Raw genomic sequence first — 23,816 nt, 5'->3', positions numbered from 1 at the left:
CGGCCGTTTCTTTGCCTCCAAGTGCTTACCGTGAAGTCTCAGAGGTTTCTGTCGACAAAGGTGGCAATTGTAACTATCACTAATGTTACTGCCATTTCACATGGCACCTCATGAAATTCCAGCGACGATCATGAAGAAGACATTTGAAGTTTCCGATAGACTGTTCGAGCTCTACCACCGGGTTCACCGGCTGGTGAACGAATCGATGACCGAAGAAGGCGTGTCGCTGGCACGCAGCAAGTTCCTCTTCTTCCTGAGCAAGCTCGGTCCCTGTCGCTCGACCGATATCGCCTGTGCGCTGAACTTCGCGCCGCGCACGGTCACCGAGGCCATCGACGGTCTGGAACGCGACCGCCTGGTGATGCGCAAGCCCGATCCCGAGGACCGGCGCGCCAAGATCGTCTCGATTACCGAAACGGGCCGCGTCGTGCTTGAGGCCGCCGAGCATCCACGCAAGCAACTGCTCGAGGAGATTTTCTCGGCGCTCGACGACGAGGAACTCGATGCCCTCTACGGCATCGTCGGCAAGCTGGTCGACAGGACGGACGAGATCCGCAAGCGCAAGGATGAGGCCGAAGAGGCGGCGCAGGTCGCTGTCGCCCGCTAGTCGCTATTTCCTACCAGTCCGAAACAGAAAGAGGCCGGGACATCATGTCCCGGCCTCTTCCGTTTTCTCCGGGCGTTAACGCTTACATCGCGTTGATCGCGCCAATGGAGAAGAACAGGGTTTCGCCGGAGGAGTCGTCGACACCGTCATTGTCGGTCACGACATAGCCATTGCCGGCTGCATCGACTGTGAAGCCCTCGACCTTGTCGACGACATAGCCGTTGAGCGCCTTCAGGTCGGGAATGAGGTCACGAACCTCCTCCTTCTTGACGACAGGCAGTTCGCCACCAAGTGCTGCCGGCTTCAGTTCCGTCAGCGCGACGCGGTAGATCTTCTTGAGCTTGGCTGCCTGGCCGATCAGGTTGTCGCGCTCGATGATGTAGGCGTAGTCACCATGAACGGAGATTTCCGACAGGCCGACCCAGCCGTCACCGGCCTTTTCCAGGGGGTAGCGCACGGCACCCCACTCTTCGCTCTTCGGCTTGTAGGAGACGAGCTTGACGAAGCCCTTCTCGTCGTCCTTCCATTCGCGCTGAACAGCCATCCACAGCGTCTGGTCGTCGCCTTCGCCAACAACGGTGATGCCTTCGAAGCCGAAGCGGGTTTCGCCGGCGCGCAGCGCCTCAGGCAAAGCGATTTCCTTCTTGATCTCGCCCTTCTTGTTCACGTGGAAGAGCGCGTGGCTGTAGAGCTTGTCGGAATTGCCTTCCGATGCGAGCCAGAAGCCCCCTTCCCCGTCATTGGCGATGCCTTCGATGTCGAGCTTCTGAGCCGGTGCGCCGTCACGGGTGATGGCGAGCGTCTCGGTGATCAGCGCCGGCTTCTGGGTGGCGTCGATGGTGAAGATCGTCGGCTGCGACGAGAAGACCGAGTCGTTGACGGCGCGCAGGAAGCCCGGCTTGTCCGAGACGGCAGCAAGACCGGAGAGTGCACCGAAGCCGATCGGCAGCCCGTCCTTCTCGGCGGAGTGGATCTGCGGATAGGCAGCTTCGCCTTCGCCGCGCTCATAGATCATCACATGCGAACGCGCGCCGCCGTCCTCGACGAGGTCGACTTCATTGGCGGTCGCAAGCAGATTGCGCGACGGGATCGCGACGGCGCCTTCCGGCGAGATGCCCGACGGCAGCAGTTGCAGCAGTTCGGGCTCCGCACCCGTATCCTTGTAGACGCCGACGACGGAAGCGCGCTCGGCGAGCAGGAAGAACAGGTTGTCGTCGCCGAACTTGGCCGCTTCCAGCCCCTCGGGCTCCGCGCCCTTGGCCGACGAGCGCTTTTCCGGGTAGTGGCCGATCGCGGCAACGGCATGCTCGAAGCTCGCGCCCGATTCGTAGAGCACCTTGCCGGTGGTGTCGAAGATCGTGAAGCCGCGCGAGCCGCCTTCGTAGTCACCTTCGTTGGCAACGACGATGCGGTTATCGTCGAGCCACTTCACCGCATCGGGCTCGCGCTTGCGGCCCGGCTGCTCGTCCTTGAAGGCGATGGCGCCGTTGCGCTTGATGTCGATATCATTGAGGTCGACGGTGCCAGCAGAGAAGTGCGTCTTCACCGTCGCAGTCTTGCCGTCGATGATGACGATGTGGTTGTTCTCCTGCAGCGTCAGCGCAATCTCGTCCTTGCCGTTGAAGGAGACGAACTCCGGCTCCGGATCTTCGCCAGCGATTTCGGCAAGACCCGTCAGCGTCACGCGCTTCAGCGAGCCGCAATCGGCAACGCCGTCCTTCAAGGACAGGATCACCAGATCGCCGGCCGGCATCTGCGGGATCTTGCCGTCGTTCACTTCCTCGTCGCGCTCGTTTTCAATGGCGATGGCCGCAAGCGTACGGTCCTTGTTGACGGCAACCGAGTCCGGCTGACCGCCGAGATCGCAGGTCGCATCCACCTTCTTCGACGCCAGGTCGATGATTGCCAGAAGACCGGAAGGCTTGACGAAGCTTTCGCGCGTGTTGACCGCAACGAGCGCCTTGGCGCCGGCAACGGTAACGGAGGTCGGCTCACCGTCGAAAGAGATTGTGCCGGCTGCCTTCGGCGCCTTGGCATCGGTGATGTCGATCAGGCCGACGCGCTCGCCCGGGCTGTCGGAGTAGATCAGCGTATTGCCGTCTTCGCTGGCCGTGATGATCTCGGCGGACGTCGGCGCTTTGCGCGCGTCACCATCAGGCAGATTGTCGGCAACGGCAAAGGACGCAATACGATTGAATACAGGTTCAGCCGCCGCAGGAAATGCCACCGAAGCAAGAAGGACGGCCGCGAACGCGGTCACGCGCGAAGTAATGATCATTGAAATCCCCCATGGAGAATACTGAAAACATGGGGGTTCTGCGCGACTGCGATGACAGCCGAATGACACCGGCCGGGTTTTACACCGTTCAGGTTGCAACAGCCTCCCGTTCGCGCCGACTCTCGTTGCGCATGATGAACAGTGACGCGCCAAGGATCAGGACCGCACCGAACCAGAGATAGCCTGTCGGTGCGTAACCGAAGACCAGCCAGCCGGCAAAGACATTGAGCGGCAGCTTCAAATCATCGAAGGGCTGCACATAGGCGGCGTCGGCAACCGTATAGGCGAGCGTCAGCAAATATTGCGCGAACACTGTCATGACCCCGGCGAGCACGAGAAGGCCGAGCGCCATGCCCTGCGGCACCGCGAAACCGGCCGTGAGCGCAATGGCGCCATTGATCGGGGTCAAAAGGACAAGCAGCCAGATGGTGATGGTTTCGGGACGCTCGCTGCTCGTCAGGCTCTTGGTGATGAGCGACGAGGCGCCCCAGAGCAAGGCGGAGAGGATCGGCAGCAGCGCTGCCCAGGTGAAGCTGTCCGACCAGGGTTCAAGAATGATCATCGCACCGGCAAATCCGACCGCGGTCGCGGTCCAGCGGGCCGGACCGACGCGTTCGCCGAGAAACAGGCGAGCGCCAAGGATGATGAAGAACGGCGAGGTCATCACCAGGGCAATCGCCTGCCAGATCAGCACATGCGCAAGGCTGGAGACCCAGGCCCCGACGCCGAAGGCCGCGAGGGCCACGCGCACGACGTGGCGCCACGGGTAATCGGTGCGCATCGCCGAAAGTCCGACGCGCCGCAGGAACGGCAAAGAAAAGAGAAGGGCGAAGGCATATTGCCAGAAGGCCGTGGCGGCAGCGGGAAAGCCGAGTTTCATCGTCAGCCATTGGGTAACGACATTGAGCCCGGCGAAGGCAATACCGGCCAGCACCATGAAGCCGGCACCGGCCATGGCGCGCGAGGAGGACAAACCGAGGGAAGTCTGATTCATGTCACGCATCCTGAGAAATGGACAAACACAAATCAGGACGCATGAGCGCACGGCACGACGCCGGGCAGCCCTGCTCTTCGTGCCGACGACCATTCTCTTTCATCCGGACTATGACCGTCGGCTCCGGAATTGCACCGGATCTGCTGACCCCTTCCCCGCTTCAGGAGAAAGGCGCTCGCGGGCTTGGGTCACCGCATGATGTTGCAGCGCCCTTACCGCCGGTGGGGATTTTCACCCCGCCCTGAGAATGGGCAAGCCGTAGAGCAAATGGCAGGAGGCCGCAAGGGCAGCCCCCCGGAATGCGAAAGGGTCCGGCTTTCGCCGAACCCTCGAATACCTGGACTGCCGGCCTCGTGTCCGGCCGCCAAGCAAATCTGATCAGCCGTTGACGGCGTCCTTCAGGCCCTTGCCGGCCGTGAACTTCGGCACGTTGCGGGCCGGGATGTCAACTTCCGCACCCGTGGACGGGTTGCGGCCCTTCGAGGCTTCGCGGCGCGAAACCGAGAAGTTGCCGAAGCCGACCAGGCGAATGTCGCCGCCGCTCTTCAGCTCGCCCTGGATGGTCTCGAAAACTGCATCAACTGCAGAAGATGCGTCGGTCTTGGAAAGTCCGGCCTTCTCAGCAACGGCAGACACGAGCTCATTTTTGTTCATGTTTCCACCCCTTTCAGATTGGTTCGAAACGACTGTGTTTTAAGCCGCGGCGGCTTGCGCATCGCCCGCGTCTTGCCTTTCCCAATTGCGCCTAATCCCTTGGAATGCAAGGCTTGCAGGGCGCTTTTACAACAAAAAAGACCGGCCAGAGGCCGGTCTTCCCAATTTTTCTGCAAAATGGGCGCCGCGTGAGGTCGCGGCGCCCATTCACCGGCACTTTTTAGTGGGCGATCGAGGTGCCTGCTTCGTCCTGCGAATCAACCACTGCGACGGTTGCCGGCTCCCTTGCCGGGTCCCATTCGATCGGTTCCGGCATGCGCGCCAGAGCGTGTACAAGCACCTCGCCCATCCGCGAAACCGGGATGATTTCGAGCGCGTTCTTCACGTTATCCGGGATCTCGGCGAGATCCTTCGCGTTCTCTTCGGGGATCAGCACCTTCTTGATGCCTCCCCGGAGCGCTGCCAGCAGCTTCTCCTTGAGACCGCCGATCGGCAGCACGCGGCCGCGCAGCGTGATCTCGCCGGTCATCGCGACGTCCTTGGAGATCGGGATGCCGGTCATGATCGACACGATCGCGGTTGCCATGGCGACACCGGCCGACGGACCATCCTTCGGCGTCGCACCTTCCGGCACGTGCACGTGGATGTCGCTCTTGTCGAACATCGGAGGCTCGATGCCGAAATCGATCGCCCGCGAGCGGACATAGGACGCCGCCGCCGAAATCGATTCCTTCATCACGTCACGCAGGTTGCCGGTGACCGTCATGCGGCCCTTGCCGGGCATCATGACGCCTTCGATCGTCAGCAGTTCGCCGCCGACCTCGGTCCAGGCAAGACCCGTGACCACGCCGATCTGATCGTCGCGTTCGGCTTCGCCGTGACGGAAGCGCGGAACACCAAGGTAGTCGTTGATGTTGTCCGCCGTGACTTCGACCGTCTTCGTCTTGCCCTTGATGATCTCGGTCACCGCCTTGCGGGCGAGCTTCATCAATTCGCGCTCGAAGTTACGAACACCGGCTTCCCGCGTGTAGGTCTGGATGACCGCCATCAGGGCTCCGTCAGTCACGGAGAACTCCTTCGGCTGCAGCGCGTGGTCGCGGATCGCCTTCGGCAGCAGATGCCGCTTGGCGATCTCCAGCTTTTCCTCTTCGGTGTAGCCGGCGATGCGGATCACTTCCATACGGTCCATCAACGGCGCCGGAATGTTCAGCGTGTTGGCCGTGGTGATGAACATCACGTTGGACAGGTCGTATTCGACTTCCAGGTAGTGGTCCATGAAGGTCGAGTTCTGTTCCGGATCCAGCACCTCGAGCAGAGCCGACGACGGATCGCCGCGGAAGTCCTGGCCCATCTTGTCGATTTCGTCGAGCAGGAACAGCGGGTTGGACCGCTTCGCCTTCTTCATCGACTGCACCACCTTGCCCGGCATGGAGCCGATATAAGTGCGGCGGTGACCGCGGATCTCGGCTTCGTCACGAACGCCGCCGAGCGCCATGCGCACATATTCGCGGCCGGTCGCCTTGGCGATCGACTTGGCGAGCGAGGTCTTGCCGACGCCCGGAGGGCCGACGAGGCACAGGATCGGGCCCTTGATCTTCGACGAACGCGCCTGCACGGCGAGATACTCGACGATGCGTTCCTTGACCTTATCGAGACCGAAATGATCCGTGTTGAGCACGTTTTCGGCATGGTTCAGGTCGGTCTTGATCTTCGACTTCTTGCCCCAGGGCAGACCGAGCAGCCAATCCAGATAGTTGCGAACCACGGTCGCTTCCGCGGACATCGGGCTCATCTGGCGCAGCTTCTTCAGTTCAGCGTCAGCCTTTTCGCGCGCTTCCTTGGAGAGCTTCGTCTTGGCGATGCGCTCCTCGATCTCGGCCATCTCGTCACGGCCATCCTCGCCGTCGCCGAGTTCCTTCTGGATCGCCTTCATCTGTTCGTTGAGGTAGTACTCGCGCTGGGTCTTTTCCATCTGGCGCTTGACGCGCGAGCGGATGCGCTTTTCGACCTGCAGGACGGAAATCTCACCTTCCATGAAGCCGAGCGCCTTTTCCAGACGCATCTTCACGCTGGTGGTCTCCAGCATTTCCTGCTTCTCGACGATCTTGATCGACAGGTGCGAGGCGACCGTATCGGCCAGCTTCGAATAGTCTTCGATCTGGCTGGCGACACCGACGACCTCGGGGGAGATCTTCTTGTTGAGCTTCACATAGCTCTCGAACTCGGAAACGACCGAGCGGCTCAGCGCTTCGATTTCGACCGGATCTTCTTCCGGCTCGCTCAGCGTATGCGCGGATGCCTCATAGAATTCGTCGCGCGGCGTGTAGCCGTCGATCTTGGCGCGCGCGCGGCCTTCGACCAGCACCTTGACGGTGCCGTCGGGCAGCTTCAGCAATTGCAGGACATTGGCGATGGTGCCGACTTCATAGATCGCGGACGGTTCCGGATCGTCGTCGGTGGCGTTGATCTGGGTGGCAAGCATGATTTGCTTGTCGGTGCCCATGACTTCCTCAAGCGCACGGATCGACTTTTCGCGGCCGACGAAGAGCGGCACGATCATGTGCGGGAAGACCACGATGTCGCGGAGCGGCAGGACCGGGTAGGTCGCGCTTTCAGTCGCCGGTGACGTTTTGTTCGTCATGTCATTTCCTTTCCGTCCCGATTTCGGGCCCGTTCCCGGGAGCCCCGCAGGCACTCCCGGTTGTCATATTTTCCACATCAAAGTGGAGTGCCACCGCGTCCATTTCAAGGCTGGACGCGACACCCACCAATCGTGGCCGGGTCCTTCTGACTACGCATCATTTCTGTTGCGGGCCTTGCGACGGAGAACGAGGCTCAAGGACGCGCAACGATAAAGGTCCTTCATTGAATCGTCACATCATTGCGTTGTTTGAGACACTTTAGCAACAATCGAATTGTGAAATCTGCGCTCGGGCGGCTTTGTCTCAACAGCTAAGTGCGCGAACATGAAAAAGCCCGCACAAGGCGGGCTTCTCAAACGATAATTCGGCGTTATCAGGCCGAAACGTTGGTCTTTTCGTCCGACCGCTCGGAGTAGATGTAGAGCGGCCGCGCCGCGCCCTTGACCACCTCGTCGGAGATGACCACTTCGCGCACGCCTTCGAGCGTTGGCAGCTCGAACATCGTGTCGAGCAGGATCTTCTCCATGATCGAACGGAGGCCGCGGGCGCCGGTCTTGCGCACGATCGCCCGGCGGGCAATCTCGCGCAGCGCGTCCTCGTGGAAGGTCAACTCGACGTCTTCCATCTCGAACAGGCGCTGATACTGCTTGATCAGAGCGTTCTTCGGCTCGGACAGGATCTGGATCAGCGCATCTTCATCGAGATCTTCGAGCGTCGCCAGAACCGGCAGGCGGCCAATGAATTCCGGAATGAGACCGAACTTGACCAGATCTTCCGGCTCGAGTTCGCGCAGAACCTCGCCGACGCGGCGATCTTCCGGCGAGCGGACCGTCGCACCGAAACCGATCGAGGTCTTCTCGCCACGGGCGGAGATGATCTTGTCGAGGCCGGCGAATGCGCCGCCGCAGATGAACAGGATGTTGGTGGTGTCGACCTGCAGGAATTCCTGCTGCGGATGCTTGCGACCACCCTGTGGCGGAACCGAAGCAACAGTGCCTTCCATGATCTTGAGCAGCGCCTGCTGCACGCCCTCGCCCGAAACATCGCGGGTGATCGACGGGTTGTCGGACTTGCGGGAAATCTTGTCGACTTCGTCGATGTAGACGATGCCGCGCTGCGCGCGCTCGACGTTGTAGTCGGCGGCCTGGAGCAGCTTGAGGATGATGTTTTCGACGTCTTCACCGACGTAACCGGCTTCGGTCAGCGTCGTGGCGTCGGCCATGGTAAACGGCACGTCGATGATGCGGGCGAGCGTCTGGGCGAGATAGGTTTTGCCGCAGCCGGTCGGGCCGACGAGCATGATGTTGGACTTCGCCAGTTCGACGTCGCTGCCCTTGGCGGCATGCGCCAGGCGCTTGTAGTGGTTGTGCACGGCCACCGAGAGGATGCGCTTCGCCTGCTGCTGGCCGATGACGTATTCGTCGAGGACCTTGATGATTTCCTGAGGGGTCGGCACACCGTCGCGGGACTTGACCATCGAGGTCTTGTTCTCTTCGCGAATGATGTCCATGCACAGTTCGACGCATTCATCGCAGATGAAGACGGTCGGTCCGGCAATCAGCTTACGGACTTCGTGCTGGCTTTTGCCGCAGAACGAACAATAAAGCGTATTCTTCGAGTCACCGCCGTTGCTTCCGCTGACCTTGCTCATTTCCACTTCCTTCCAGCACGCCGGACACTTCAAGCGAAGTATCGCGGACCACTCAATTCGCCCTGTAGCCTATCCTCACGCAGGGCTTCCGGGAGTACTTACCGCACCTGGGCGACCATGCCCGATGCGGCTGCAACGACTCTCCCAACTCATCCGAACACTATGCCCTCAGAATCCAACATAGCATTAACGGTCCATATTACCGGCTTTACCCTGACGATAAAGCCCTTGAGCCATTACAATTGTGTCACAATTACATCTATCGCGACACAAAAGCGCGTTATCAGGCCTGCTCGGTGCCTTCGATCTCTTCGCGCGAGGTCAGTACCTTGTCGACGATACCCCACTCCAGAGCTTCGTCCGCGCTCATGAAATGGTCGCGATCGAGCGTCTGCTCGACTTCCTCGTAGGTACGGCCGCAATGCTTGACATAGACCTCGTTGAGGCGGCGCTTCATCTTGAGGATGTCGCGGGCATGGCGTTCGATATCGGAAGCCTGGCCCTGGAAACCGCCGGAGGGCTGATGAACCATGATGCGCGCATTCGGCGTGGCGAAGCGCATGTCCTTGTGGCCGGCCGCCAGGAGCAGCGAACCCATCGAGGCCGCCTGGCCGACGCAAAGCGTCGAGACCGCCGGCTTGATGAACTGCATCGTGTCGTAGATCGCCATACCGGAGGTGACGACGCCACCCGGGGAATTGATGTAGAGCGCAATTTCCTTCTTCGGGTTTTCCGCCTCGAGGAAAAGGAGCTGGGCGCAGACGAGCGTCGCCATCTGATCTTCGACCGGACCGGTGACGAAGATGATGCGCTCCTTCAGAAGGCGCGAAAAGATATCGTAGGAACGTTCACCGCGGTTGGTCTGTTCAACAACCATCGGCACCAGTGCCAGGGCGGTATCAACGGGATTTCTCATATCGAACCTTCATCAATCGGGCTCGCAAAACCTTTGCGAGCCGGGAATCACGGGATTTGCCTTCTGTCCCTACATAGAGTGTCAACACCCTTCACTTCAAGTCGCGAAGCTTCGATAAGCTTAATCGAAGCCCCCTTTGCTGCGAAGTTCGGCGCTCCTCCACACATGGTTGTCAATAGAACCTTTTTTCGCCGACATGCGCGCCGCAAGCCGCCGCGACCGAGCATTTCACACAGGGTTCGATGACGTCGGTAAACGAACGGCAAATCGTGTATCGGCGGCGCCGCCTTCCTAGAGCTGTGACTCGATCGGCAGAATACGGATCAGGTTGGCAATCATCCGCCTGGCAAGGCTGGCATCCGGCTCGCGCCGCAACAGCCGCTCGGAGCCGTTGGCGCGATCACGCCAGACAAGCCGTGAACCGTCCATCCCGAGCCGGTAGCTGATCGACGGCGAGGTCTCCTCCTCGAACATGCTGGCCAGCTCGCCGGCAAGAGCCGCATCGGCAAAGACGACACCCATTTCCGTATTGAGCGATGCGGAGCGGGGGTCGAAGTTCATCGAGCCGACGAACCCGTTCAAGCCATCGACCACGAAAGCCTTGCTGTGCAGGCTCGCATTGCGGCGCCCGAACAACGTCATGCGGTGCCCTTCGGCAACGTCGCCCTGCTCCTTCAATTCGAAGAGAGCGATGCCGGCCTGGATGAGCTTCCGGCGGTACTTGATGTAACCGCCGTGAACGGCTGCGACATCGGTCGCTGCGAGAGAGTTGGTCAGCACCGCGACCCGAGCTCCGCGCGAAACGATGGCCGCAAGCTCTCGCGTGCCGGCAACGCCGGGGATGAAATAGGGAGAGATGATCCTCAAATCCCGCGTCGCCGCTTCGATCAACGGGAAGAGTTCGCGCAGCAACCAGTTCTGGCGCCGCTGCATCAGCGCCTTTTCCGGCGGGTCGGATGCCAGGCGGATCTGCGAACTCCAGTGAAGCCGCCGCGTGCCGTGATAGATGCCGGTTTCCTGGGCAGCCTTGTCGACGCGCTCGATGTAAAACCGGCCCGCGGGTGTCCGGGCAAGCCCGTCGACGGCCTCACGGAGCGCCGGCAAATATTGCTTGCGTGGCGTGCGCAGTGCAGCGATCGGGAGGACGGAGTCGCTGTTCCAGTACCGGTCGAACATGGCGGACGCCTGGTCCAGCACCGGCCCCACCATCCAGACGTCGAGGTCGCGGAAGTTGGAAAGCTCGGCGGCGTCGAAATAGGCGTCGCCGATGTTGCGCCCGCCGGCGATTGCGACCCGGCCATCCGCCACCCACAGCTTGTTGTGCATGCGGCGGGTGGCGCTGAAGGCGCGGATCGCCATCTCGAAGCCGCGGCGAAAGCGGTCGGTCCGCGCCCGGCTGGGGTTGAAGAGCCGCACCTCGATATTGGGGTGGGCGTCAAGCGCGATGCACATGCGATCATGAATGCCGGCGTTGATGTCATCGAGCAGCAGCCGGACACATACGCCTCTGTCGGCCGCCGCCAGAATCTCTCGGGCCAGCAGAAGACCGGTCAGATCATCCTTCCAGTAATAATACTGCAGATCGAGGCTGCGCCCGGCGCGCCGCGCCGCATGCGCGCGCACTACCAGGGCCTCGATACTGTCCGACACGAGCGCCACGCCATTTGCGTTCGGGCGGCCGGCAAGAAGGGGCATGATAAGCCGATCGAGTTCCGTACCGGCCTCGGCCACCGGAAGTGCCGTTGACGGCAGCCCGTGCGGGCGCCGTCCGAACCGGCCATAGATGTAGAGGATGGCCGCCACGACCACACCGACGATCGCGGCGACGATGATCAGAACGGAGGATAACATCGAAAGCGCGCCTCGCCGTCAGACCGACCCCGCACGGCCGGCCCCAACCCGATTTCCGTCGCGGTGATCCTGCTGGGCAGCCTTCAAGGCGATGGAGGCTTTCACCGGCAGATGGTCCGAGGCGATCCGCGCAAGCGGTGAGTCATGCACGGCGACCGACGTTACCAGGTGGTGCGGATTGCCAAGCACGCGATCGAGCGGCAGCAGCGGAAAACGCGACGGGAAGCTCGCGACCGTGGCGTGCGACGGATCGAAAACCGGACTTAGGAACGACAGTGACGATCTCCGGCCCATGCGCCACTCGTTGAGATCGCCGATGAGCAGCGTCGGCCGCCCGTTCGCGCCGGCTGCCGCTTCAAGGATCGCCTCGGCCTGCTGGGCGCGGGAATGCCTGAGAAGACCGAGATGGGCGGCGATGATGCGCAAGGGGCCGACCTTCAGGTCGAGATCGACGACCAGCGCGCCACGCGGCTCGACACCTGGGAGTTTCAGCTGCCTGACATCGGAAACGGCGCCCTCGCGTAGCAACAGCACATTGCCGTGCCATCCATGCCCCTTCGCCGAAAAGCCGGAGATCGGCACCGAAACGAGATGGGCCTCGCGCCGGAGATGTTCGAGATCGAGAAGACCGGCACGCTCGCCGAACCGCTGGTCCGCTTCCTGAAGCGCAACGATATCGGCGCCCAGTTCGCCAATCACATTGGCAGTCCGCCCGGGATCGAAACGGCCGTCGGTACCGACACATTTATGGATGTTGTAGGAGGCGATGACGATGTCGCCGCGGTTCACCGCAGCTTCGCGATGAACGACCGTGGGACGCCGCTTGCGGATCGCTGCCACGATCCCCGCCGATAGACTGGACTGGTTTTTTGCCATGCCGCTCCCTGCCTGCTGCCCGCATCATTGCGCAAATAGGTCACCGGGCGCCACTGAAAAAGGGTGGAGAGCAGAAGTTGTTTCGCAACTGCGATACGGGAGCGAACGGGTGGATGCCGGGACAGCACGAGCATCGCCGGCGTCCATTTTCGCCGCTCTCGATCAGTCGGCCGGTCCTGCGAACAGGATCAGATTTCCGTCCGGATCGAGCACGATGAAGGTGCGGGCACCCCAGGGTTCGGTCCGCAGCGGCTGGTGAAAGTGTACGCCAGCAGCCTGATAGGTCAGGAACAATTGTTTGATGTCATTGACGGTTTCGAGCGTGATGGCAGCCGAAAGCAGGTCCTCGCGCTGGCGGATGTCATCGACGAAGACCGGCTCGCAGACAAGGCGTAGAGCAAGCCTGGCGCTGTTGCGGATCACTTGCCCATAGAATGGCGGATCGCCGTAGACGAAATCGACGGCAAAGCCGAGCTTCTCCGCGTAGAAGTCGCACGAGGCCTTGATATCGGCAACGAACAGCTGAGCGGCGATCGACTGCAGCACCGGCTGCGATATGGTGGGTTTTGAGTGCGGGGTCATTGTCAGGGCTCCTGATTTGAGCGCCTGCCAACCGTCGAATCCCGATTGGCGCGCGATAAGCTCCTGCGCGTCGGCGAGCTTGAACTCCGCCTTGAGAATGGCGTCGTCATCAAGGTCACAGTAACGGGGCAAGGCCGCCCTGATCTCCGCTGCGACCGGATGGTACCGTTCGCGATGCCATTTGAGGTACGCTTCGCCTGCTTCTTCAGGTTTTCAAGGTTTGGCATGGGCGCAACTACGGTGTGTCTCCCGTAGGCGGGCGTGCCCTTTCAGCCTCTTGCCGATGCGCCCTACGCAGCGCCAGGAGATTGACGACCATTTCCGACACTGTCAACGCCATGCCGATGGCCGGAGGGATATCTGCACTTGCCGGCTGAACGCCGGTTCCCGTAGAAATAGACGTCGGTCAAATTCTGTAAAGAGCCCGTTGCATGCCTGCCATAACCATTGACGGCGCCCAAAGGCGCGTTTCTATCGATGCGCGCAATCCCGCTTTCTACCGTGAGCCGCTCGCCGCCTATGCCGAAATCCACGCGCAATGTCCGGCCTTCTTCTGGGAGGAGCGGCAACAATGGTATTTCGCAGGCTATGACCAGGTAAACGTGCTGCTCCGCGACCGCCGTTTCGGTCGGCAGATCCTGCATGTGGCGACGCGCGAAGAGGTCGGCCTGTCGGCGCCGAAGCCACATCTGAGGGACTTCGACGCGCTGGAGGAACATTCGCTGCTGGAGCTCGAGCCGCCGGCACACACGCGGCTGCGCACCCTCGTCAACCGGGCGTTCGTCTCAAGGCAGATCGAACAGCTGAGACCGGATATCGAGCAGCTGTCGCACGCCCTTATCGATGGTTTCGAAGGCGACGGCGAGGTCGAGTTGCTCAAGACGTACGCCGAAACGATCCCCGTGACGATCATCGCCCGCATGCTCGGCATACCGGTCGAGGCGGCGCCCGATCTTCTCGACTGGTCGCACCGCATGGTCCGGATGTATGTCTTCAACCCGAGCCACGAGACCGAACTCGACGCCAACCAGGCTTCCGCCGAATTTGCCGCCTATCTGCGAGAGATCATCGCCGAGAAACACCGCAATCCCGCCGATGACCTGCTGACGCACATGATCACCTCGGAAAAGGATGGCGAACGACTTTCCGAGGCAGAGTTGGTCTCGACCACCGCCCTGCTCCTCAATGCCGGTCACGAAGCGACTGTGCATCAGATCGGCAATGCCGTGAGAACCATCCTGCAATCCGGACCTTCCGCCGAGGATCTGTTTGCCACGGAGGCATCAACGGGGCTGGCGATCGAGGAGTGCCTGCGTTTTGCGGCACCGCTGCATATTTTCCAGCGTTACGCTCTCTCGGATGTCGAGCTGGAAGACGGCATCACCCTTCGCAAGGGCGACAAGATCGGCCTTTTGCTCGGGGCGGCAAATGTCGACCCGAAGAAGTTCACGGACCCGAATGCGTTCCTGCCGACGCGCGATGAAGGCGCCAATGTCTCCTTCGGGGCCGGCCTGCATTTCTGCATCGGGGCGCCGCTGGCCCGGCTTGAACTCAATCTATCGCTGCCGATCCTGTTTCGGCGGCTGCCGGACATGCGGCTGAAGAACGAGCCCGAGGTGAAGGACGCGTTTCATTTCCACGGCCTGGAGCGTCTCGACCTCGTCTGGTAGCTGCATCGAAGACCGCCCAATCTCCGGCGCTTCGGCACTCACAAGCGGATGACGTAGTCCTTGCGGGTTGTCTCCACGACCTCCCAGGTCCCTTCGAAGCCCGGACGCAGGATCATGCTGTCGCCGGCGCGCAAATGCGCCGCCTCGCCACCATCCTGCGTGACGATCGAATAGCCGGAGATGATGTGGAAATATTCCCACTCCTCATAGACGATCCGCCACTTGCCGGGCGTCGATTCCCAGACCCCGGCATAGAGGCCGCCATCGGCCTCCTCCAGGTTCCAGGTACTGAATTGCGGCGCCCCGGAGATCAGCCGGTCGCCAGCGGGCGTGCCGGTTTCCGGCTCGACGGAAGACAGATCGAACTTCTGCATATTCGCCATTGGGCACCTTTGCTGGAGGCACTGCAACCTCCCCCGTCATGGGTTTCAGATTTGGTTTCGTCACACACCTCCGGGGCAACGTCCATTGTTTTTTCGAGGATATTCCCGCCTCCGTTCTGCTGGTGCCGCCATTCCTCGATCGAGGCGGACGTGGACCGGCATTTCGAAGCAACTCGGCTCCCGCCCCATCCGACCTTGAACTTTCACTCGTCTACCGCTGGATCCTGCCGTCTATCGGCGTCAGAAGCCCGGCGCTGGCCGCTCTCGTCGGCGACCGGGTGTCGGCTAGGGCTGGCAAACGCCAGCCCTTCACCAGTCCGTAGATTGCCGGGATGACCGCCAGTGTCAGCACCGTCGACGAGATCATGCCGCCGATCATCGGCACGGCGATGCGCTGCATGATTTCCGATCCGGCCCCGGTGCTCCAGAGGATCGGCACCAGCCCGGCGATAATCGCCACGACCGTCATCATCTTCGGCCGGACCCGTTCCACTGCGCCGACCATGATCGCGTGATGCAGGTCGTCCCGCGTGAAGGGGCGCTGTTCGCCGGTGCATTCCTCACGGCGTTCGCGAAGCGCCTGGTCGAGATAGATCAGCATGATCACACCCGTCTCTGCCGCCACGCCTGCAAGCGCGATGAAGCCGACGACCACCGCCACCGAGGCGTTGAAGCCCAGCCACCACATCAGCCAGATGCCGCCGACCAGCGCGAAGGGCAGCGACAGCATGACGATGAGCGTTTCGGTCAATGCCTTGAAGTTCAAGTAGAGCAGTAGGAAGATCAGCGCGAGGGTCAACGGCACGACGATCGCAAGGCGCGCTTTTGCCCGTTCCAGATACTCGTACTGCCCGCTCCAGGCGACCGAATAGCCTGATGGAAGCGACACGCTCTTCGCGACGGCTTCCTGAGCTTCGGAGACATAGCTGCCAAGATCGCGGTCGGCGATGTCGACGAAGATGTAGACCGCGAGCTGGCCGTTTTCGGTCCGGATCGTTGTCGCACCGCGTTCAAGCTTGACGTCCGCGACTGCGCCAAGGGGCACCGTGCCGCCGCCGGGAAGCGCGACCTCGATGTCGCGCGCGATCGACTGCGGATCGCTTCTGAACGCCCGCGGATAACGGACGGCGACGCCGTAGCGCTCCCTTCCCTCGACGGTCAAGGTGACCACCTCGGACCCGAGCGCCGTGGCGATGACATCCTGCACGTCACCGATGCTGAGGCCGTAGCGCCCGAGCGCGGTGCGGTCGGGCACGATGTCGAGGAAGTATCCGCCTATGACACGCTCGGCGTAGGCGCTGGACGTGCCGGGGATCGCCTTCAGCACCGTCTCGATGTCGCGCGCCACCCGCTCCATCTCCTTGAGATCGGTGCCATAGACCTTGACGCCGACGGGCGTGCGGATGCCGGTCGACAGCATGTCGATGCGGGCGCGGATCGGCATGGTCCAGGCGTTGGAGACGCCGGGGAACTGAAGCGCTGCGTCCATCTCCCGCTTGAGGCTGTCGATGGTCACGCCCAGCCGCCATTCCGACTTCGGCTTCAGGGTGATGATCGTCTCGAACATCTCCGTCGGCGCAGGATCGGTGGCAGTCAGCGCCCTGCCCGCCTTGCCGAAGACCGTCTCCACTTCCGGGAACGACCTGATGATGCGGTCCTGGGTTTGCATCAGCTCGGCTGCCTTGGTCACCGACAGGCCGGGCAAGGTCGTCGGCATGTACATGAGCGTGCCTTCGTTGAGGGTCGGCATGAACTCGCTGCCGATCTGGCGCGCCGGCCACACCGTTGCGGCGAGGGCGGCGACCGCGAGCAGGATCGTGATCGTCTTCGCGCGCAGCACGCCGTGAATGATCGGGCGGTAGGTCCAGATCAGGAAGCGGTTGAGCGGGTTCTTGTGCTCCGGCACGATCCGGCCGCGCACGAACAGGACCATCAGTGCCGGAACGAGCGTCACCGACAGCAGCGCGGCTGCCGCCATGGCGAAGGTCTTCGTGAACGCGAGCGGTCCGAACAACCGACCCTCCTGGGACTCCAAGGTGAAGATCGGCAGGAAGGACACGGTGATGATCAGTAGGCTGAAGAACAGTGCCGGGCCGACCTCGCTTGCCGCTTCTATCAGGACTTCGGCTCTGGGTTTGTCGGGCGGCGCGCGCTCCAGGTGCTTGTGGGCGTTCTCGATCATGACGATCGCCGCATCGATCATCGCACCGATGGCAATCGCTATGCCGCCAAGGCTCATGATATTCGCCCCGATGCCGAGAGCCCGCATCGCGACGAAGGAAATCAGGATACCGATCGGCAGCATGATGATGGCGACGAGCGCGCTCCTCACATGCAGGAGGAAGACGATCGTCACCAGTGCGACGATGATCGACTCCTCGACCAGCGTGCCCTTGAGCGTCTCGATCGCCGCCTTGATCAGCTCCGAACGGTCATAGACGGGCACGATCTCGGTGCCAGCCGGCAGGCTATCCTTGATCGCCGCCAGGCTCTTCTTGGCGCTGTCGATGACGTTGAGGGCATTTTCGCCGACCCGCTGCAGGACGATGCCGCTTGCGACCTCGCCTTCGCCATTCAGCTCGGTGATGCCGCGCCGCTCGTCGGGAACCGTCTCTACCCGCGCCACGTCGCCGAGGCGCAGCGGCGCACCGCCTTCGGTCATCAGCACGATGTTCTCGATGTCCTTGATGCCTTGCAGATACCCGCGGCCGCGAACCATGAATTCGAACTCGGAAATCTCGACCGTCCGCCCGCCGACGTCGCGGTTGCTGGTGCGCACTGCGTCGGCAATCTGCTTCAGCGTCACGTTCTGGGCGCGCAGGCGCGCCGGATCGACGACGACGGAGTATTGCTTGACGAAACCACCGACGCTCGCGACTTCGGCCACGCCCTCGGACTTCGAGGCGGCGAAGCGCACGACCCAGTCCTGCAAAGAGCGCAGTTCTGCGAGCGACAGTTCCTTGGCGACAAGGGCGTACTGGTAGACCCAGCCAACACCCGTCGCGTCCGGGCCGAGGCTCGGCGAGACGCCTTCGGGAAGCCGGCTTGCGGCGGCGTTGAGGTATTCGAGCACGCGGCTTCGCGCCCAATAGGGATCGGTCCCGTCCTCGAAGATGACGTAGACGAAGGAGATGCCAAAGAAGGAGAAGCCGCGCACAACCTTCGACCGTGGTACCGTCAGCATCGACGTTGTCAGCGGATAGGTGACCTGATCCTCGACCACCTGCGGTGCTTGGCCGGGATAGTCGGTGAAGACGATGACCTGCACGTCCGAGAGGTCGGGAATGGCATCGAGCGGAAGCGAGCGCAGGGAGTACACGCCCGCGGCGATTGAGAGGGCGGCTGCAACGATGATCAGCACCAGATTGCGGGCGGACCAGGCGATGACGTTCGGGATCATGGCTTCACCTCGTCCGCAGTGAGGGCGCTTAGCGCCGCATTGAGATTGCTCTCGGCGTCGAGCAGGAAGTTGGCGGAGACGACGATCTTCTCTCCGGCTTCAATCCCTTTCCTGATTTCCGTTCGGTCATTGCCGCGCGCTCCGAGCTCGACGTCACGCGGTTCGAAGCGGCCTTCGCCCTTGTCGACGAACACCACCTGTCGGTCGCCCGTGTCGATGACGGCGCTGTTGGGCACCGCGACGACCGGGGCGGTGTCACCCGAGGCGATCTCGACCTCGGCGTACATGTTGGCGAGCAGCAGGCCCTCGGCGTTGGAAAGCTCTATCCTCACCTTGGCCGTGCGAGTCTGCGTCTGAAGCTCGGGATAAATCAGATCGACGGCACCCTCGAAGGTCTTTCCGGGCAGGTTCCGCACCCGGACCGTCGCATGCGCGCCTTGCCGGATGGTCGCGGCATCGAACTCGGGCACGTCGGCGATCACCCACACCTTCGACATGTCGGCAATCCGGAACAGGACGTCGCCGGCCTCGGCCATCATGCCGGTCGTGGCGCTGCGTTCGAGGACGACGCCATCGCTTGGGGAGAGATAGGCGATGCTTCTGGGCACCGTCCGGCTCCGTGCAATCGCTCTAACGGTCTCTTCCGGCACGCCGAGATTGCGCAGTTGCAGCGCGCCGCCGACGTCGAGATCTGGCTTGCCGCCACCGCGCAGTTCAGTGGCGTATTCGGCCCCGGCCTTGGCGATGTCCTTCGAGAAGAAGTGGAAAAGCTCGTCGCCCTTCAGCACCCGGTCGCCAGTCGTCACATCGGCGACGCCCTCGATGAAGGCGTTCGCCCGCATCGAGACGATCCGCACCAGGCGCTCGTCGAACGTGACCGTTCCCGGCACCCGCACCTGGCGGCTGACGACGGCGTTCTCTGCCGTCGCCGTCTTCACCCCGGTCCGCTGTAACTTGCCGAGCGAGACCTTCACGACGGAGCTGTCCGCCTCCTCTTCCTCGTATACGGGAAGATAGTCCATGCCCATGGAGTCCTTCTTCGGCACCTTGGAGGTGTCGGGCAGGCCCATGGGGTTGCGGTAATAGAGGACTTTTCGCTCGCCCGCCGTCGGCGTGGCTTCCGCCTTTTGGGGAGCGGCCTTCTTCACCGTGTCGAAGGAGATGTCCTCGCTCTCGCGCACGGCAACGAAAGCGCGACCGTCTGCTGTCTCTCTCGGTGTGGCCGAGTATTCCGGCGAACCGTCTGGACTACGATAGTAGATGACCTTGCCAGTCGGCTTGACTGCAGGGGCCATGGTTTCCCCGAGCGCCTGCTCGGGGAAGACCTTGTTGATGTCGGTGGCAAGGCCGCGCGTGCCAGCCGCGTACCCTCCCCCGCCGGCGACGGCGAGGGAGCTAACGAGGAGCAAGAACTTCACGGGCTTCACGGCGTGGCCTGCAGAACCAGTTCGCCTTGGACGGTCTCGGTCTCGCCCTGGACCTTCGCCGCCAGCTTGAAACGCCAGCCGCCCTCCATGCTGAGGTTAGTCTTGAAACGATAGACGCCGGGTTCCGTTGACGGCATGACCTCGACCGGAGTGGTCATAGCCTCCATGCCCTCCGGTGCCATGTCCATCCGGGTCGTGAAGATCACAGCGTCGGAGACGGGTTTGTCGGTTCGCTTGTCCACGAGGCGGACGGCGACTGTCGCCTCCGGTCCGTGGGCCACTTCGGACTCGACGAGCTTGAACTCGTAGTCCGTCGCGGCGGCGTAGGAAGTGGCAGTCGAGGCCAGCGCGATCGCCAGCGACGCGAAGATCGCCTTCGCGGAAAATTTCTTTGCAGTCATATTGAAATCTCACCCAGGACGGGCGCGTCGGCCACGTCCCTGAAAAATACGATAGTCGGATGCCTCCGCCATTGCGGGCAGAGCGAATCCAGTGGCTCGAAGGGTGAGATCAGGCTTTGGGAGGCCGTGCCGGCGGTTCGACGAGAGCAGACGGCAGGCCGTTTTCCTGGAGGACCGGATGCGACAGCTCGCGTGCCGACAGATCGATGCGCCAGCTATTCGCCTTGCTGCCGTGCGCAAGGATGATGGAAGAGCAGACGAGCGCGAGGGGACATGTCTTTCCGCAATCGTTCTTCTGAGCAGGTTGCCGCTCCGGACAGCAGGACATGTCGTCCATGCCTGTCATCGCATCCATCTGCATGTCGGACGAAAGAGCCATGGCGCTCGCAGCCGTGCTGACGCTCACGGGAACGATTACGATCCCGAGCAACGCCAACACACAGAGAAAGCGCCGGAGCGCGACGACAGCGAACATGCAGCTATGCTTGCATAGCGCGACGTTCATTGGAAGCCGGTCACGGAAAGTTGCGACCGGCCGACGCATCAGAGCTTTGCCAGCGACTGTTCGAGGTCGGCGATGATGTCGGAGACATCCTCGATGCCGACCGACAGACGCACGACATCGGGGCCGGCGCCGGCCGCTACCTGCTGCCCGGGCGTCAATTGCCGATGGGTGGTCGAGGCCGGGTGGATGACGAGCGAGCGTGTGTCGCCAATGTTCGCCAGATGCGAGAACATTTCCAGCCCCTCGACGAAGCGCTTGCCCGCCTCGTAGCCGCCCTTGAGGCCGAAGGTGAAGACGGCACCGGCACCCTTCGGCGAATAACGCTGCTGCAGCGCGTGGTTGGGATCGTCCTCAAGCCCGGCATAGTTGACCCACGAAATCTTGTCGTGCGTCTTCAGCCACTTGGCGACCGCAAGCGCGTTGTCGCAATGGCGCTGCATGCGCAGCGGCAGGGTCTCGGCGCCGGTCACGAGCATGAAGGCATTGAACGGAGAGATTGCCGGACCGAAATCGCGCAGTCCCAGGACACGCGCGGCAATGGCGAAAGCGATGTTGCCGAAGGTTTGGTGCAACACGACACCGGCATATTCCGGACGCGGCTCCGAAAGCATCGGATACTTGCCCGACTTCGACCAGTCGAAGGTACCGCCGTCGACGATGACACCGCCCATCGAATTGCCATGGCCGCCGATGAACTTCGTCAGCGAATGCACGACGATATCGGCGCCGTGCTCCAGCGGCCGCAGCAAATAGGGTGTCGCCATGGTGTTGTCGACGATCAGCGGCAGGTCGTGCTTGCGGGCGACCTCGGCGATGGCGGCGATATCCACGAAGGTGCCGCCGGGATTGGCGAGGCTCTCGATGAAGATCGCCTTGGTGCGCCGGTCGATCTTCGCCTCGAACGAGGCGGGGTCAGCAGGATCGGCCCAGCGCACCTGCCAGTCGAAGGACTTGAAGGCGTGGCCGAACTGGTTGACCGAGCCGCCATAGAGCCGGTTGGCTGCGACGAAATTGTCGCCCGGGTTCATGATCGTGTGGAAGACGAGCAGCTGAGCCGCATGGCCGGAGGCAACGGCCAGCGCAGCCGTGCCGCCTTCGAGCGCCGCGATGCGCTCCTCCAGCACCGCCTGGGTCGGGTTCATGATGCGGGTGTAAATGTTGCCGAACTGCTGGAGGCCGAAGAGTGCCGCGGCATGGTCGGTGTCGTTGAAGACGAAGCTCGTCGTCTGGTAGATCGGCGTCGCCCGCGCGCCCGTGGTCGGATCGGGCTGTGCCCCTGCATGGATTGCGAGCGTGTTGAAACCAGGGTTGTCTTTCGTCATTTCGTCCCTCCCATGACCAGAGCGCGGCCGCCAGCCGGCGCGCCGAGGACGCTCTATCACCTTGAATCTGCGTGTGATCCGCTATCGAACCTCCGTGGCCCAGCGCGGAGGTGGCGGCACTATTCCAGAGCCTACGTGTGCGGTCAAAGAGGATTTTTACGAAACTGACGGTTGCGCAAGCCGCAGCCGTTCTGCGGGCCGAGATCAGCCGATCAGGCGCGGATATTCGATTGCCGGACAGCGATCCATGACCACCTTGATCCCGGCCGCTTCCGCCTTCGCCGCTGCGCCGTCGTGGCGCACCGAAAGCTGTCCCCAGATCACCTTCGGCAGCGTGTCCAGCGCCAGGATCTCGTCAACGAGCGCCGGCAAGGCATGGGCGGCGCGGAAGACATCGACCATGTCGACCGGTTCCTTCACGTCGGCGAGCCGGCCGACGACGGTCTGGCCCTGAATGGCCTTGCCGACATGGCCGGGGTTGATCGGAATCACCCGATAGCCCTTGCGCAACAGGAACGCCATGACCCGATGGCTCGGCCGCTCGGCATTCGGCGAGGCACCGACGAGAGCGATCGTCTTGGTCTCGCGCAGGATGTCGGCGAGATAGTAGTCCGGATAGGCGTCGTGATTCATGTGGGGCTTTTGATCCATCTAATTAAACGGCCGTATAATGGGGCCGCTCCCTTCCAAGTCAACTTCGTGCAGCAATGCGCCTCAGACCCTGACGCAATACAAGACTTTACGGTTGCATTTGCGTGCGAGCGGCGCCACAAGCTTCACCAGGCCCGCCACATCGTTTCCGAGGTTCCATCTTGCCGCTTGAAGTCATTGCGCTCGTCCTGTTCGGGGCGTTGTTGCACGCGACCTGGAATGCCCTGGTCAAGGCAGGCTCGGAAAAATCGCTCGACGCAGCAATGATCGCGCTCGGGGCCGCCGCCGTGGCCATCCCCTTCCTGCCATTCCTGCCCCTGCCGAAGCCGGAAGCCTGGCCCTACATCCTGGTTTCGGCCCTGTTCCAGTTCGCCTATTTCCAGCTCGTCGCCGCCTCCTATCGCGCTGGCGATATCGGTCTTGTCTATCCGCTGATGCGCGGTACTGCGCCCTTGATCGTCGCGGCCACCAGCGGCGCGCTGATCGGCGAACAGCTTACCTTCGGTACGATGCTCGGCATTCTGACAATCTCTGTCGGCGTGCTGACGCTCGCCTTCGAGTCCAGAAAGGGCGGAAAACACGCGATCGTGCTCGCCCTCCTTAACGCCTGCGTCATCGCCAGCTACACCTTTGTCGACGGCATCGGCGCGCGCGTATCGGGCAATGCGATTTCCTACACGCTGTGGATGGCGCTCTTGCCGCCGGTGCTGCTCTTCGCCTGGGCCTTTGCCCGCCGCGGCATCAAGCCGGTCGCCCGCCACGTCTATAAGAACTGGTGGCGGGGTCTGATCGGCGGCGCCGGATCGATTGGCGCCTATGGCCTGGCGCTCTGGGCGATGACCAAGGCACCGGTCGCCACCGTCGCCGCCCTTCGCGAGACGTCGATCCTGTTTGCGGTGGTGATCTCGGTCGTGTTCCTCAAGGAACCGGTCAGCGTCTGGCGCATTGCGGCTGCCTGCGTCATCGCGCTTGGCGCGCTGCTGCTGAAGCTCGCCTGACGATGCCG

18 protein-coding genes, 1 pseudogene and 1 riboswitch are annotated in these 23,816 nt (G+C 62.3%); of the genes and pseudogenes, 3 read left to right on the top strand and 16 right to left on the bottom strand.

Going from position 1 to position 23,816, the window contains the following annotated elements; all coding sequences use genetic code 11:
- Positions 1-130: 130 nt before the first annotated feature.
- Positions 131-607 carry a MarR family winged helix-turn-helix transcriptional regulator gene (locus tag AC3WWH_RS06470; RefSeq protein ID WP_057252345.1) on the top strand — a complete coding sequence of 159 codons (477 nt, stop codon included), beginning with the start codon at positions 131-133 and terminating at the stop codon, positions 605-607.
- An 82-nt stretch (positions 608-689) separates the two neighbouring features.
- Here the strand turns inward: AC3WWH_RS06470 and AC3WWH_RS06465 are convergent, their stop codons facing one another.
- The 9 genes and pseudogenes from AC3WWH_RS06465 to AC3WWH_RS06425 all read right to left on the bottom strand — a co-directional run bounded on the left by AC3WWH_RS06465 (position 690) and on the right by AC3WWH_RS06425 (position 13,278).
- Entirely contained in the window at positions 690-2,885 is a 2,196-nt protein-coding gene (locus AC3WWH_RS06465; RefSeq protein ID WP_058321500.1) for an esterase-like activity of phytase family protein, read from the bottom strand.
- 88 nt (positions 2,886-2,973) lie between these two features.
- Positions 2,974-3,888 (bottom strand): DMT family transporter, encoded by a 915-nt coding sequence (locus tag AC3WWH_RS06460; protein ID WP_197417279.1) that lies wholly within the window; start codon positions 3,886-3,888, stop codon positions 2,974-2,976.
- Between the two features lie 78 nt (positions 3,889-3,966).
- Positions 3,967-4,132, bottom strand: a riboswitch (FMN riboswitch).
- A 125-nt stretch (positions 4,133-4,257) separates the two neighbouring features.
- Positions 4,258-4,533, bottom strand: coding sequence for a DNA-binding protein HupB (hupB, locus tag AC3WWH_RS06455; protein WP_057252351.1), 276 nt, complete (start codon positions 4,531-4,533; stop codon positions 4,258-4,260).
- A gap of 220 nt (positions 4,534-4,753) precedes the next feature.
- Positions 4,754-7,174, bottom strand: a complete 2,421-nt coding sequence (lon, locus tag AC3WWH_RS06450; protein ID WP_057252354.1) for an endopeptidase La — start codon at positions 7,172-7,174, stop codon at positions 4,754-4,756.
- A 374-nt stretch (positions 7,175-7,548) separates the two neighbouring features.
- Positions 7,549-8,826 (bottom strand): ATP-dependent Clp protease ATP-binding subunit ClpX, encoded by a 1,278-nt coding sequence (clpX, locus tag AC3WWH_RS06445; protein WP_034803621.1) that lies wholly within the window; start codon positions 8,824-8,826, stop codon positions 7,549-7,551.
- Positions 8,827-9,109: 283 nt separating this feature from the next.
- Positions 9,110-9,742: an ATP-dependent Clp protease proteolytic subunit gene (locus tag AC3WWH_RS06440; RefSeq protein WP_057252356.1), complete on the bottom strand. Its 633-nt coding sequence runs from the start codon at positions 9,740-9,742 to the stop codon at positions 9,110-9,112.
- 291 nt (positions 9,743-10,033) lie between these two features.
- A complete protein-coding gene (locus AC3WWH_RS06435; protein WP_058321502.1) occupies positions 10,034-11,593 on the bottom strand; it encodes a phospholipase D family protein in 1,560 nt (519 codons plus the stop codon).
- Positions 11,594-11,611: 18 nt separating this feature from the next.
- Positions 11,612-12,469, bottom strand: a complete 858-nt coding sequence (locus tag AC3WWH_RS06430) for an endonuclease/exonuclease/phosphatase family protein (protein WP_058321503.1) — start codon at positions 12,467-12,469, stop codon at positions 11,612-11,614.
- Between the two features lie 162 nt (positions 12,470-12,631).
- Positions 12,632-13,278, bottom strand: a pseudogene (locus tag AC3WWH_RS06425) (VOC family protein).
- Positions 13,279-13,482: 204 nt separating this feature from the next.
- Here AC3WWH_RS06425 and AC3WWH_RS06420 point away from each other — a divergent pair.
- Positions 13,483-14,721, top strand: coding sequence for a cytochrome P450 (locus AC3WWH_RS06420; protein WP_058321504.1), 1,239 nt, complete (start codon positions 13,483-13,485; stop codon positions 14,719-14,721).
- A 38-nt stretch (positions 14,722-14,759) separates the two neighbouring features.
- On the opposite strand, the gene AC3WWH_RS06415 is transcribed toward AC3WWH_RS06420, so the two are convergent.
- The 7 genes from AC3WWH_RS06415 to AC3WWH_RS06385 all read right to left on the bottom strand — a co-directional run bounded on the left by AC3WWH_RS06415 (position 14,760) and on the right by AC3WWH_RS06385 (position 22,792).
- Positions 14,760-15,104 (bottom strand): cupin domain-containing protein, encoded by a 345-nt coding sequence (locus tag AC3WWH_RS06415; RefSeq protein WP_058321505.1) that lies wholly within the window; start codon positions 15,102-15,104, stop codon positions 14,760-14,762.
- Between the two features lie 211 nt (positions 15,105-15,315).
- A complete protein-coding gene (locus tag AC3WWH_RS06410; protein WP_058321506.1) occupies positions 15,316-18,504 on the bottom strand; it encodes an efflux RND transporter permease subunit in 3,189 nt (1,062 codons plus the stop codon).
- Positions 18,501-19,931: an efflux RND transporter periplasmic adaptor subunit gene (locus tag AC3WWH_RS06405; protein ID WP_058321507.1), complete on the bottom strand. Its 1,431-nt coding sequence runs from the start codon at positions 19,929-19,931 to the stop codon at positions 18,501-18,503. Before AC3WWH_RS06405 ends, AC3WWH_RS06410 begins: the two co-directional genes overlap by 4 nt.
- Positions 19,928-20,332, bottom strand: a complete 405-nt coding sequence (locus AC3WWH_RS06400; RefSeq protein ID WP_058321508.1) for a FixH family protein — start codon at positions 20,330-20,332, stop codon at positions 19,928-19,930. The genes AC3WWH_RS06405 and AC3WWH_RS06400 overlap by 4 nt, the downstream gene beginning before the upstream one ends.
- A gap of 109 nt (positions 20,333-20,441) precedes the next feature.
- Complete coding sequence (locus tag AC3WWH_RS06395; RefSeq protein WP_058321537.1) at positions 20,442-20,837, bottom strand: hypothetical protein; 396 nt, start codon at positions 20,835-20,837, stop codon at positions 20,442-20,444.
- 38 nt (positions 20,838-20,875) lie between these two features.
- Complete coding sequence (locus AC3WWH_RS06390) at positions 20,876-22,159, bottom strand: O-acetylhomoserine aminocarboxypropyltransferase (RefSeq protein WP_058321509.1); 1,284 nt, start codon at positions 22,157-22,159, stop codon at positions 20,876-20,878.
- A 204-nt stretch (positions 22,160-22,363) separates the two neighbouring features.
- Positions 22,364-22,792: a CoA-binding protein gene (locus tag AC3WWH_RS06385; RefSeq protein ID WP_058321538.1), complete on the bottom strand. Its 429-nt coding sequence runs from the start codon at positions 22,790-22,792 to the stop codon at positions 22,364-22,366.
- A 179-nt stretch (positions 22,793-22,971) separates the two neighbouring features.
- On the opposite strand from AC3WWH_RS06385, the gene AC3WWH_RS06380 reads away from it, so the two are divergent.
- Entirely contained in the window at positions 22,972-23,808 is an 837-nt protein-coding gene (locus AC3WWH_RS06380) for an EamA family transporter (RefSeq protein ID WP_057252374.1), read from the top strand.
- The last annotated feature ends 8 nt before the right edge of the window (positions 23,809-23,816 follow it).

The organism is Ensifer sp. EB106-03-01-XG145 (genome assembly GCF_058792075.1).
Note: the sequence above shows the minus strand (reverse complement) of the source record. Positions and strands in the feature narration are given on the sequence as shown.